At 45.1% G+C, this 12,667-nt stretch carries 14 protein-coding genes; 3 read left to right on the top strand and 11 right to left on the bottom strand.

Translation table 11 applies throughout. The features are described 5' to 3' along the window. Position 1: 1 nt before the first annotated feature. The 3 genes from DDZ15_RS04700 to DDZ15_RS04710 are packed head-to-tail and all read right to left on the bottom strand — an operon-like array spanning position 2 to position 2,324. Positions 2–952, bottom strand: coding sequence for a succinylglutamate desuccinylase/aspartoacylase family protein (locus tag DDZ15_RS04700; RefSeq protein ID WP_109645387.1), 951 nt, complete (start codon positions 950–952; stop codon positions 2–4). Then, positions 945–1,880 carry a 30S ribosomal protein S6--L-glutamate ligase gene (gene rimK / locus DDZ15_RS04705; protein ID WP_109645389.1) on the bottom strand — a complete coding sequence of 312 codons (936 nt, stop codon included), beginning with the start codon at positions 1,878–1,880 and terminating at the stop codon, positions 945–947. The genes DDZ15_RS04700 and rimK overlap by 8 nt, the downstream gene beginning before the upstream one ends. After that, entirely contained in the window at positions 1,881–2,324 is a 444-nt protein-coding gene (locus DDZ15_RS04710) for an ATP-dependent zinc protease family protein (protein WP_109645391.1), read from the bottom strand. 110 nt (positions 2,325–2,434) lie between these two features. Between DDZ15_RS04710 and DDZ15_RS04715 the strand changes: the two genes are divergently transcribed. Continuing rightward, a complete protein-coding gene (locus tag DDZ15_RS04715; RefSeq protein ID WP_109645393.1) occupies positions 2,435–3,499 on the top strand; it encodes an alanine racemase in 1,065 nt (354 codons plus the stop codon). Then, positions 3,496–4,008 (top strand): hypothetical protein, encoded by a 513-nt coding sequence (locus DDZ15_RS04720; RefSeq protein ID WP_109645395.1) that lies wholly within the window; start codon positions 3,496–3,498, stop codon positions 4,006–4,008. Before DDZ15_RS04715 ends, DDZ15_RS04720 begins: the two co-directional genes overlap by 4 nt. Here the strand turns inward: DDZ15_RS04720 and pssA are convergent, their stop codons facing one another. From pssA to DDZ15_RS04760, 8 genes are all read right to left on the bottom strand, one after another. Further along, positions 4,009–4,821: a CDP-diacylglycerol--serine O-phosphatidyltransferase gene (gene pssA / locus DDZ15_RS04725; RefSeq protein WP_109645397.1), complete on the bottom strand. Its 813-nt coding sequence runs from the start codon at positions 4,819–4,821 to the stop codon at positions 4,009–4,011. Beyond that, entirely contained in the window at positions 4,818–5,471 is a 654-nt protein-coding gene (locus DDZ15_RS04730; protein ID WP_109645399.1) for a phosphatidylserine decarboxylase family protein, read from the bottom strand. Before DDZ15_RS04730 ends, pssA begins: the two co-directional genes overlap by 4 nt. A gap of 3 nt (positions 5,472–5,474) precedes the next feature. Further along, positions 5,475–6,818: an RIP metalloprotease RseP gene (gene rseP, locus DDZ15_RS04735; protein ID WP_109645401.1), complete on the bottom strand. Its 1,344-nt coding sequence runs from the start codon at positions 6,816–6,818 to the stop codon at positions 5,475–5,477. 3 nt (positions 6,819–6,821) lie between these two features. Beyond that, positions 6,822–7,976 (bottom strand): 1-deoxy-D-xylulose-5-phosphate reductoisomerase, encoded by a 1,155-nt coding sequence (gene dxr / locus DDZ15_RS04740; protein ID WP_109645403.1) that lies wholly within the window; start codon positions 7,974–7,976, stop codon positions 6,822–6,824. Between the two features lie 49 nt (positions 7,977–8,025). After that, positions 8,026–8,877, bottom strand: a complete 852-nt coding sequence (locus DDZ15_RS04745) for a histone deacetylase family protein (protein ID WP_199222878.1) — start codon at positions 8,875–8,877, stop codon at positions 8,026–8,028. A gap of 75 nt (positions 8,878–8,952) precedes the next feature. Then, complete coding sequence (pgeF, locus tag DDZ15_RS04750) at positions 8,953–9,693, bottom strand: peptidoglycan editing factor PgeF (protein WP_109645407.1); 741 nt, start codon at positions 9,691–9,693, stop codon at positions 8,953–8,955. After that, the gene (gene aroE / locus DDZ15_RS04755) at positions 9,690–10,571 is read right to left on the bottom strand and encodes a shikimate dehydrogenase (protein WP_109645409.1); all 882 of its coding nucleotides are present in this window, start codon (positions 10,569–10,571) and stop codon (positions 9,690–9,692) included. The genes pgeF and aroE overlap by 4 nt, the downstream gene beginning before the upstream one ends. An 80-nt stretch (positions 10,572–10,651) precedes the next feature. Further along, positions 10,652–11,122 carry an SRPBCC family protein gene (locus DDZ15_RS04760; RefSeq protein WP_109645411.1) on the bottom strand — a complete coding sequence of 157 codons (471 nt, stop codon included), beginning with the start codon at positions 11,120–11,122 and terminating at the stop codon, positions 10,652–10,654. Positions 11,123–11,393: 271 nt separating this feature from the next. Here DDZ15_RS04760 and DDZ15_RS04765 point away from each other — a divergent pair, with 271 nt between their 5' ends. Further along, complete coding sequence (locus tag DDZ15_RS04765; protein ID WP_146198513.1) at positions 11,394–12,629, top strand: DUF1302 family protein; 1,236 nt, start codon at positions 11,394–11,396, stop codon at positions 12,627–12,629. The last annotated feature ends 38 nt before the right edge of the window (positions 12,630–12,667 follow it).

A 12,667-nucleotide genomic window follows, 5' to 3' on the forward strand; every position in this document is an offset into this window, starting at 1 on the left:
CTTACGTTTTATTTCTTGCAATGTGAAACAATGCATCTCCTTTGTGAATTACCGGACTGTTATTGAGTCCGATGATCCTTCCGTCATGCGGATTTACGATTCTGAAGCTTTCATTGCCATACGGGTCTGTTATGAAGCCCAGAACCTGTCTCTTTTTAATGTGGTCGCCAAGAATTACTTTCGGATGAAACAATCCTGCATACCGTGCCCGTATCCAGCTGCTTTTCATGTAGAGCTCTGTGCCATTTGCCTGCTCTGAGGCTTTTTCAATCATGCCCAGATACCTCATCAACCGTAAGGTACCCTCAATTCCCTCGCGGATACCGCTCTGGTCCAGCCGCAGAGATTCACCGGTTTCAAACACAAGGATACGCTTGCCCTTGCTGAAAGCAGCCTTGCGAAATGTTTTTTGAATCAGGGGTGAATGAAGGATAACCGGAGGCGCAAAAGCACGTGCAAGTTCAAGATTTTTTTCATTATCGAAACTGCATCGTATTTGCGGATAGTTGGATCGGCTTGCACCCCCGGTGTGAAAATCGATACCGTAATCGATTGCCGGTATCAGCTGTTTCATGATGCTGTATGCTACAAGCTTAGCCAGCGATCCCCCTTTAACCCCCGGAAAACTGCGGTTTATGTCTTTTCCATCCGGAACTCCCCGCACATTTTGAATAAAACCATACACATTCATTAGCGGTACGGCAATTACTGTCCCGGTTTCAGGAACAACCATATTCCTGGCAATCATTCGCCGTACGATTTCGATGCCGTTTATTTCATCTCCATGCATACCGCCGCTCAGTAAAAGTACCGGTCCGTCTTTCTTAGCACGAATTACCCGAACAGGAAGCGTTATGTCAGTGTATGTCGGAAGCCGCGATATGCTGATTTCAATCATCCGATCTTCACCGCGGCTAACGCGCTCACCGTTAATCTCAACAATGTCAGGCATTGGACTTAATCCTTCGTCTTGTCTTTTTCTTTCTGTGCCCTTCAATCATGCCGACTACATATGAGATTATATCACTTGCAATGTCCCGGTTTGTTGTTTTTTCAATGCCTTCCAGGCCAGGTGACGAGTTCACTTCGAGTACCAGCGGGCCGCGCTCCGACTGCAGCATATCGACTCCGGCTATCGAAAGACCCATTGCTTTTGCAGCTGTGAGAGCCACTTCTCTCTCCTTTTTACTGAGTTTTATTAACTTTCCGGAGCCGCCCTGATGCAGATTGGATCGGAATTCTCCCTCCTTTCCCTGCCTCTTCATCGATCCTACCACTTTATTCCCGATTACAAAGGCACGAATATCAGCCCCTTTGGCTTCTTCAATAAACTCCTGAACAATCACCCTGGCTTTCATACTATGAAAGGCCTCAATAATAGATTCTGCTGCTTTTTTAGTGGGTGCAAGCACAACACCATACCCCTGGGTTCCCTCTAAAAGCTTCACAATCAACGGAGCACCACCAACACTGTCGATGATGTTTTTGACCTCTTTACTGTAATTGGTAAATACGGTTTTAGGCATACCCACATTCGATCTTGCAAGTATCTGAAGACTTCGCAGTTTATCTCTTGAACGAACCAATGCCTGTGATTCGACCGCGGTTGGCACATTCATCATTTCAAACTGACGAACCACAGCTGCGCCATAAAATGTGACCGATGCACCTATTCTGGGTATGACTGCATCAATGTGGGTAATTTTTTTACCGCCATAAAAGATGGCAGGCTGGTCCTGTTCAATAACGATATCGCACTTTAAGTGATCAAGTACAATGGCTTCATGCCCCTTATTTTCAATGGCTTCAATCAACCTTTTTGTAGAATACAAAGAGCGGTTTCTGGAAAGTATTGCGATGCGTAAAGCCTTATGCTGCATTTATTTGATAGATTGTGATAAATATTTTTTAGATACATCTACAACAAATCTGTTTTTAATAAACCGCCGTCCTATTAAAACGGGATATTTCATTTCAGATCTGTCTGTCAGGGATAGCTGAATCCGGCCGCTTTCACCGTTAAAAATTGCCTTCTGTTCGATAATGACCCGTTCCTCTGCCCTTCCGTTTGAGCTTTTTACGCTTTTTATACGATGTACCGGAGATCTGAACTCAATCTCCTCGTACTCCGGATGTTTGGGATCCAGCACATGAAAACGCACCCACAAAACGCCTTTATTCTGAAATAGTTCAATCCTATGGCAATGAAGGCTGGAAGTATAGGCACCGGTATCAATTTTAGCATCCAGGTTACGGATAGAAAGGTCGGGCAGGTCAATCTTTTCCAGTCTGCCTATAACCGGTTTTCTGTTTTCAGTTTGCAATGGGTTCAGTTTTGATGAGCCGTAAAATAAGAGGTTTTCTCTTCGTGTGCATTCATTATTTTATACCCGGTTAGTAAGAAAACGGTTACCAAGCCCTGATCATATACAGAATGCCGCAAAGACCCAGACTAATTATCGATGAGAAACGGTGCAGAAGAAACATTGAACGCATCGTCCATAAAGCTGCCCGAACTTCAACAGAGTTCAGGCCGCATTTTAAAACCCACCAGTCTCATGAAGTGGGAAACTGGTTCAGGGAAGCCGGTGTAACCGGAATTACCGTAACCTCACCGGAAATGGCGGAGTATTTTGTTCAGGACGGATGGAAGGATATCACGATAGCCTTTCCATTTTATCCGGGGATGATTAAAAAACTAAACACCCTCAGTCAGAATTGTGCAGTGCGGCTGTTTATCAACTCCGTTGAAGATCTGAAAATGGTTCACAGGCAGATAAAACAACCTGTCAGCTTTTATGTTGAGCTTGATGCCGGATACGGCCGAAGCGGAATGCCTGTTTCAAACCCTGATGCAATTCACCGGCTCATTCAATCAGCAGATTCGCTTGACTCTGTACGGTTCCATGGATTCTATATTCATGACGGCGGAACCTATCGCGCCAGAAATCGTGGAGAGATTCTGAAACGGATTGAGGGTTCCCTCAATGCTCTCCGATTGTTTAAAAGTGAGTATCCCACTTCAAAAACCTCTCTCGGCGATACACCATCTGCTTCCGTTCTAAACTCGTTTGAAGGACTTGATGAGTGCACGCCCGGAAACCTGGTTTTCTATGATCGCATGCAGGTAGCCATCGGCAGCTGTACACCGGATGATGTTGCACTTTTTGCGGAATTACCTGTAGCACAGGTATATGAAGCCCAAAACAGGGCAATGATACATGGAGGAGCTGTTCATCTGTCCAAAGATTCCATAGAAGTTGGCAATAAACAGGTATACGGACAGCGAATTTCCGGCTATCCTGACTCCGTAGAGCTTATAGAGGGCTCCATCCTGACGGCCCTGTCGCAGGAACACGGTACGCTTACGGGTGTTGAGGGATTGCGTGCAGGCGATTGGATTACAGTAATGCCTATACACTCCTGTTTAGCGGCTAACCTTTTTTCACACTACGAAACACTTGATGGCCGTATAATCAACAAACGAGTGCTTTCATGAGTGAGCATCTTACAACAGTGCATGAAAAGTTTTCGGGCTCCTGGCCTTTTATTGCAGCACTAAGCTCGGTTTTAGCAATCATACTATTTGTTTATTCCAGAGTAAACAGTGATGTACTTATATCCGGTTATCTTGAACTCAGCTCATTTATTCTGTTTGCGGTGGCCGTACTGAGTTTTTTTAAACTGAGAGATGGAAGGATTTCGATCCGGATAGATTTCGACAGGGAAAGCAGCGAACTTCTTTTTTCCTATTACCTGAACCGATCCGTTGTAACAAACGAAACTCTGTCCATTACAAATAAGATAGAGTTTAAAACAGGCAGAATGCCCGATACATCACTCTATTCTGAGATTAACCGGTCTGATCGTACCATCCGGTTCAGAGAACACCCGACAGATTCCTGGCGCTATTTATTTCAGTACAACAGCCGTGTGATACCGGTGAGTGCAGAGAATGCTGAAAAGACAGTTGAGATTCTTCGAGAGGCAGCGTCGAAACACCCATAGTCAGGAATCCGAATCAAAGAGGTCCGGTTCGTCCGAAAAGGCCTGCTTCCAAAATATGTAGGCTCCAAGCAGAAGCCCTTTCAGAATGAAAAAGCTGAACACCACCATTAAGCCAATATCCTGAAAAATGACTATGACCAGAAAATAGACGAAGATCAGGATCAGTTTGGTCTTGTTCTGCCGTATTGATGTCTGGTCAAAACGGGGAATCTTGTCGAATGGGATCGTGCTTACCATCAGAAAGGAAAGAAGTACCACTACAGGAATCAGAACAGAAATCACCCCTTCATTAAGCATTTGGAACCACTCCAGACGGTTTCTGAATGTGAGATAAAATGCAGAAAGCATGATTGCCTGAACGGGAATCGGCAATCCTTTGAAAAAAAGCGGATCACTGTATTTGGCTTCAACATTGTACCTGGCAAGTCGGATTGCACCACACAAAGGCGGGAGTGCGCTTAGCAGCATACCGGCTACATTAAGCTCATTGAGAGCAAATGTATAAATCAGAAAACCCGGAGCCACACCAAAAGAGACGACATCACTGATGGAGTCGAGCTCTACGCCAAAATCGCTGGTGGCATTGGCCAAGCGGGCCATGAAACCGTCGAGTGCATCAAAAAGGCCAGCCAGCACAATAAGCCATGCTCCCAAAAACAGCTTGCCTTCCGCTACCATCAGAATAGAGAGAAATCCTGAAAACAGATTCATCAGAGTGAAAAAACTGGGTACTACAATTCGTGGGATAGGCTTTAGTTTCGGTCTCTTTTTGAGACTTTTTCTAAATTGTTTTTTCTGAATCGGGTATTTCATGATTCAACAAGTTCCCCAATAACAGACTCGCCTGCAACTGTTCTGTCCCCTTTTTTTACGCGAATCTTAACGTTTTCAGGCAGAAGCAGATCCATCCGTGAACCAAATTTCATGATACCGAACCGATCTCCCGCTTTAATTTCATCACCTTCGCCGATATGATACACGATTCGTCTGGCAAGAAAACCTGTAATTTGCTTAAACATCATTTTCATCCCTGAAGGGTGCATTACACCAAAGTGAGCCCTCTCGTTTAGTTCGGATGCATGATCTTCCCATGCCATGAGGTACTTACCGGGATAGTACTTTACATACTCCAGCTTTCCGGTAATGGGTACCCGGTTAACATGAACGTCAAGCGGAGACAAGAAGATGCTGACCTGAGTCACTTTCCTGCCTATATATTCGTTTTCCTCCACTTCCTGAATCAGAACCACCCTGCCGTCGGCCGGTGATAGAATAAGGTTGTCATCTTCGGGCGAAACCCGATCAGGATCCCTGAAAAAAAAGATGACCAGGCCACATAAAACAACCAATAGCGGATATACGGATAACTGTAGCCACTGCGGTCCGTAGGATACTGCCACGCCGGCAACGGCAGAAACAAGGAAAACTATTATAATGGTGGAAAACCCTTCTTTGGCAAGCATCACTTATCCACCGAACGTTCGAAGTATATCATTAAACGTGATGAGTATGAATAATCCAATAAGAAATACAAAACCTATCTGCTGAAGTGCCATTCGTACTTTCGGGGATGGTTCTCTTCTGGTAATACCCTCATAAACCAAAAACATGAAATGGCCTCCGTCGAGTGCGGGTATGGGAAGCATATTCATGATAGCCAGTGTAATACTTAAGAAAGCAGTGATATTCCAAAATCCAAGCCATCCGCCCCGGTCTGTTGCTTCTCGGGTAAAATTGGCAATTGCAACGGGCCCGCCTACGTTGTCGCGAACTGATATATCGCCTGAAAACATCCTTCCAAGCCCCTGGATAATTCCGACAAACGTAGCATTCGACCTGTTTACGCCCCTTTGCACGGATTCGGCTAAGTTGTAGTTCAGACGTTCTACCGTAAATGCCTCTTCAGCTGAAGTTTGTGCAATACCGATCATGTTGGTTTCAGGATCGGGTGTAACGGTTGTGCTGAACAGTTCCCCATTTCGCTCAACCTGAATATCTAGAGACCCTTCTGCGCTTTGTATCTTTTCAACAAGCTGCTGCCAGTAATCAACGGGTTCGCCGTTAACCGCACGTACAATATCACCTTCCTCAAGCCCGGCCTCCTCCGCAGGGCTGTCTTCAAGTACCCTTGAAAATCGACTCGGCAGAAAACTGAGTTGATTGATAAAGCCTTCCTGTCCAACAAGGTCCAGAAAATTAGCTGGCGTTTCCAGGGTTAATAATTCACCGTTGCGTTCAACCATAAAGGTTAATTCACGTCCGGTGATTTCTGAAGGGTCCAGAATATCCTGAAAATATTTTGCTCTTTCGCCATTTACGCCTACAAGCCTGTCGCCGGTCTGCAAGCCGATCTGGTCCGCAACAGACCCTTCGGCAACATATATACCCTTAATCGAATCAACCGGTATCACTGTTTCGCCATAGGTAAATGCGATGGAGGAAAAAATGACTACCGCCAGTAAAAAATTGAAAATGACGCCTGCCGTAATAACAATGATGCGCTGCCAAACTGGTTTTGCCCTGAATTCATCCGGTTTAACTTCCTCGTCAACAAAATCGGTGTCCATCGACTCGTCAATCATGCCGGCAATCTGGACATATCCTCCAAGCGGAGTAGCGCCGACTACATATTCTGTCTCTCCTTTTTTAAAACCGAAGATTTTTGGAGGAAAACCAATAGAAAACTTATTGACCCTCATTCCAAACACTTTGGCTGCAATGAAATGCCCTAATTCATGAACCGTCACCAATATAAAAATGGCTGCGATAAAAATGAGAACCGTGTTGGCAAAACTTAAAATCCATTCCATAAATTACTTCAACAGTGAATTCGAAAATACTCGTGTTTCTTTATCAATGTACTGTAACGAGTCAGGACTCAATTCGTTGTCTGCAGAAATTTCTTCCAGCGACTTTTCTATGATTTGATGGATATCAATATAACGAATTTCGCCGTTCAAAAATCGTTCAACGGCAATCTCATTCGCAGCGTTCAGGATCGCAGGCTTGGCTCCCCCCTCCTTTAGTGCAGAAACAGCCAGGTCGAGACATGGAAAGAGATCCCTGTTAACAGGTTCAAAATCCATTCGAAATGACGATGTATAGTCAAGTGTTTGGTTGGGATAGGGTTCCCTTGACGGGTACGTTAATGAATAGAGAATGGGTACTTTCATGTCTGGGGGACCCAGCTGCGCCTTGGATGAACCGTCTACAAATTCCACAATCGAATGTATAATGCTTTGTGGATGGATAACCGGCTCAATTGCTTCGGCCGGCAGGTCAAACAGCCATTTTGCCTCGATAATTTCAAGACCCTTATTCATCATGGTTGCAGAGTCAATGGTGATTTTGTTCCCCATCGACCAATTGGGATGGTTCAGGGCATCCTCTACGGTTACTTTTTCAAGTTCTTCTTTTGTGCAGGTTCGAAAAGGCCCGCCGCTCGCCGTAATAATGATCTTTTTAATACTTTCCTTTTCTTCACCGATCAGTGACTGCAGCATTGCTGAATGTTCCGAATCTACGGGTATCAGGTTTCCATTGAGAAATCCCGGAAGTTTTGAGAGCAGTTCTCCTCCCACAACAAGCGACTCCTTATTGGCCAGTGCTACTTTTTTGTTCAGCCGAATAGCGTGATAGGTGCTCATAAAACCTGCAAACCCAACCAGGCTGTTTAGAAGCAGGTCGTATGTAGACTCAATGGCGGCATGGATCAGGGCTTCTTGCCCAAAATGAAGCTGTGAAGGCTTGTACGTAAGCAACGATTGAAACTGTTTTGAAACAGATTCATCACAAAGAACAATCATATCCGGTTGAAAACGATTGGCCTGTTCCGCGAGAAGCCGGTAATTGCTGTTTGCGGTAAGAAGCGACACAGTGAAGAGCTCAGGTTTATCAGAAATGATATCAAGTGCCTGAGTGCCTATTGAGCCGGTTGAACCTAGTATCGCAATGTTTTGATGTTTCACTGAATCAGTAATTTTTGAATCTTTATATGCCTATAAGATAGAAAAATGATTACGAGAAATAAGGAGCCGTAATATCCCGTGCTACCCGGTACATGATGCTGTGAGCTTCAACGGTTTTTCGAAGTGTGGGTGCATAGCCTCCCGACAGCAGAAGTACGACGGGAATATCTTTTTGGACAACAGTCTCAATGACCAGTCGTTCACGTTCTTCCAGCCCTTTCAGGGATAGAGACAGCCTGCCAAAATGATCCGTTTCAAGAGGGTCAATGCCACCCAGATAAAACACAAGATCGGGTTTAAATGAATTAAAAATTTGATCGAGTGAATCACCCAAATGCCGGATATAGGCTTTGTCGCCGGTTTTGTCGGGAAGTGCCACATCGAGCGTAGACGGCGGTTTTACAAAAGGGTAGTTTTTTTCGCCGTGGATGGAAAATGTAAACACGTCCGCTTCTTCACGGAATATTTCTGCCGTACCGTTACCCTGATGCACATCACAATCGATAACCAGGACCCTTCGCACCCACTTTGATTGCCTCAGAACCCTGATCGCAATCGCCACATCATTAAAAACACAAAAACCTTCTCCATGTCCGGGCATTGCGTGGTGGGTTCCTCCCGCAAGATTGCCGGCAGCCCCATCCTGAAGTGCCATCAAAGCCGCATTGACCGTTCCCTGCACCGCAAGCCTGGAACGCACTGCAAGTTTTTTACTCCATGGAAGCCCCATTCTTCTCTCCTCCTTTCTGTTCAGAGTGCCGTTCCAGACCTTGTTGCTGTACTCCGGAGAGTGAACGGTACAGAGCGCGGCCATGTCTGCCATACAGGGCTCAATGAACTGTGAAGGCTTGAAGCCCTCATTTTGTGTGAGGTGGTCATAAAGCCCGGAAAATTTTTTCATGGGGAAAATATGTCCTTCCGGGAGCGGCGCAACATAACCTTTGCAATAGCTGATTTTCAAATCTGAACGGAAATTTCAGGTTAACTTTATCATTGCCAACATTCTTCCTGCCCTATCCCGTTCTCTGCGGTAAGAGTAATAACGTTTGCTTTCAAGCGTGCACTCGTCACTCGCCTGGATTCTGGACAAATCAACTCCTCCATCGTTCAGCTGGCTGATCAGAAATCCTTTAAGATCTACATGAGGTTTCGGATAGGTTCCCTTTACCACAAACTTTTCGGGAAACTGTTCTGCGACTTCCTCTCCCACCTCAAAATTCCGGCAAGAAATGCAGGGACTTATGTAAACGTAAAAAGAATCAGGATCTCCGCCCTCTCGGGTCATGGTCTCCATCCCCGCCGGTATAATTCCGCCTGCGGCACCTTTCCAGCCGGCATGAAACGCACCTATGATCCGGTTTACCGGGTCTGCAATAAGAATAGCTGCGCAGTCAGCAACCCTGATTCCAAGAGCCAAATCCTCATTTTTTGTAATTATGCCGTCTGTTCCATCTACCGTACCGGGTTCATTTACGACCTTGCACGATGAGCCGTGTACCTGGCTGGCCAGTACCATATGTGACGGTTCCCAATCAATTTCATGAAACAAATGCTCAAAATTGCGGTCAACCTCTTCCTTTTCGGCTTGTGTATTGTAACCCAGGTTTAAACCAGACACGGTTCCGTGAGTATTGACTAGGGTTCGGTTCGCTTCGGTGAAAAATGCCTCAATACCCGGCAGATCTTTAAAAATATCGGGATGGTATACCGTAATCATGTGTTCCCTAATTGATTCGTCAGCAAATCATAAATGAGATTGTACGGCAGATTTTTACCTGTCCAAAGATGAAAGGCTTCATCACCCTGTGAAATAAACATCTCCAAGCCGTTTATGACCACCGCACCTTGTGATTTTGCAAGCGATAAAAATCGTGTTTCCAGTGGATTATATACCAGATCGTAGCAAATTTTGCCCGAAAGTATTTCGCTATTCATTCTGTCAACCGGAGATGATTCCGTATTCGGCGTCATTCCCAGCGGTGTGGTGTTGATTATCAGTGCAGCGTCTTCTGCGTATGCTTCAGCCTGATCATAGCCGCAGTAGAGAAGTTTAATCTCTCCATCTAGATCGGGGTTAATCCGGCTTGAAAGCCCAGGATTTCTGGATACAAAGACCACTTCGTAAACCCCGATGCGTCGCAGTGCGGTAAAAACCGCCTTGGAAGCCCCTCCTGTTCCAAACACCACTGCCCTGCTTCCGTGCAGGTTGTCTTCATGGGCGTAAAGGGGTTTTAGAAAACCGTCAACATCCGTATTAAAACCTCTGAGCATGCTGCCGGATTTGACAATTGTATTCACTGCACCCGTTTCTTCTGCCGTCTGATCTGTTTCATCCAGAAAACCGGAAAACAATTCTTTAAACGGAATTGTAATATTGCACCCGAGGAACTGTTCCCTGTTCATCCATGCAATAAATCCCGTTATATCTTGCTGCTTCAGTTCCAGGGCATGATATTTTGCTTCTATACCATGATAATCAAGCCCGAACTGGTGCATTAACGGCGACAGAGAGTGGCTCACAGGGTTCCCGACAACAAGGTAATGAGGGATATGTTTCAGATCCGATTGTCTGAGTTCACTAAAAGTATAGACCATATGATGGAACAGCAGGATAAAAAAAATGCGATCCGGGATTATCGGAACGCATTTTCTTTGGGTCAGTTTAAAACGGCAGATCAGGCGACTTCACTTGCCACTTTTTCAGAACTGGATTCTTCATCCTTAAAGGTGTCAGATTCTGCCAGATCTTTAAATGTTTGAAGATCTTTCTTCAGCTGTACCGGAAGTTCTTCAATAAATGCTGCCAGATCCTCTTCTGCTTCACCGAAAAAGGTTCTGTAGTCGAGGGTAAAATCAACTCTTGTTCGCTTGCCGCTATCCAGCGGAGTGAAGCGAATTGTACCGGTTTGATTCAGGTTCCCATTAATCGTAATCCAGGCAAAACGGGTGTTTCTGAGATTATCGATAATATTGGTTGTCCACTGAAACTCCTCGCCGCCGATTGTGGTTGTATAATCGAAAGTTTGTGAGTTTACCTTTTCAACGTCATCAATACGTTCGAGAAATTTTGTGAAATGAACCGGATTACAAAGTAGTTCGTATACTTTGGCAAGAGGTAAGTCTACTTCAATTCTTTCGTGCGCCATAGGTGTGATAAACTTCGAAAATGAAAAGTTTTGATTCGGATTTGGATGATTGTGGGATTATGGGTAGAGCTAATCCACAATGCACTAAAATTACGCATATTTTGATTAAGCTTCAATCAATTTGAGAATTAACATTTTTAAAGAAACAATTTATACACCGTTAATTCAGTTTCTAACGGTTTGTGCATTTTTATTTTTTTTCCCGCTGTTCCCTGCGAGTCATTCATTTGCCCAGAATAGTCTGACGGGACTGTATCAAAATTACAATGCCTTGCAAACCACACCGGAATATGAAATTATTGCCGCACGGAATCGCTTCAGGCTCCAGTTAAACAGATCCATATCCGGTGGCTCGTTTCAGTCAGAAACAGATATTATCCACCGGTACGCTCAGCGTGCGGAAGCTGAGGTATTGATACGGGAGCTCTATTTTGAGCTCTACTTTGACAAATCAGACCTGAGAATCGGGAAACAGGTCATTAACTGGGGAAGGTCGAATGGTGCTTTTGTAACCGGAATACTCTCTCCCCTGGATCTGAGTGAATTTCTAACGCAGGATCCGTCAGATCTCATACTTGGAGTAACCTCACTGAACTATATACGATATTTTGGCTCCAACTCCCTGCAATTTGTTTTTGCCCCCGTATTTGAAAAAGACAGGTTTCCCTCGCCCGACTCCAGATGGTTTCCATTGCAAACAATCGATGCCCCCCTTCCGGTACGATACAGAACGTATGAATCAGAGAGACCGGCTACCGATATGCAGGCCGCACTGCGATATTCACTGAGAAGTCCCGACTCCGTTGACCTGGATCTGATGCTGTATTACTGGACGCATCCAATGCCTTCGTTCTCCTTAACTGTTGAGCTTTTTAACGATTTTCCGGAACCGCCCTCGGTTGATTTGTCAGAAACCTATCGCGTGTCGCCCATGGCAGGATACTCGCTGAACTGGCAGCTTGGCGATAACTTTTCATTGCTTTCTGAATCGCTCTTTGTAACCGATGCCCTTTTTACTTTTTTGCCGGTATCCGTAAACCGGCTTGAAGATGCTCTCGAGAGTACCACAGACGCACTGTTGGTTCTGCAGGAGTTTGAGTTAAGAAACGATGGATATCTTCTTACAAAGCCATGGCTGCAGTCGATGGCAGGCTTGCAGTCTGAAGTTGCCGGTACTACAATTAGTCTTCAGGGATATCTGGAAACAATTTTTAAATACGAAGACCGTATTCTTCCCCAGCAGTTCTTTCCCTATGCTACTCTTTTTATGAACAGATCTTTTCTGCGCGACAGGCTACAGGTGATAACAGGCGGACGCTATAACTTTTTCGGGAATGATTTCTGGGTTCAGCTCCAGGGTGTGTACGAGCTGGATGATGGATTGGAGCTCTCTGCCGGTGTGAACCTATTCGGAGGAAAAGAGATATCCCCATTCTACGGCCATTTTACATTTAACCAGTTCAGGGATAACAGTTTTCTGTTCTCAAAAATATCTCTCTATTTCTGATCATCATTGGAATGAGAACCGTCTCTGAAAGGTTCATC

It is taken from the genome of Rhodohalobacter mucosus (assembly GCF_003150675.1).
GTDB classification, from domain to species: Bacteria; Bacteroidota; Rhodothermia; order Balneolales; family Balneolaceae; genus Rhodohalobacter; species Rhodohalobacter mucosus.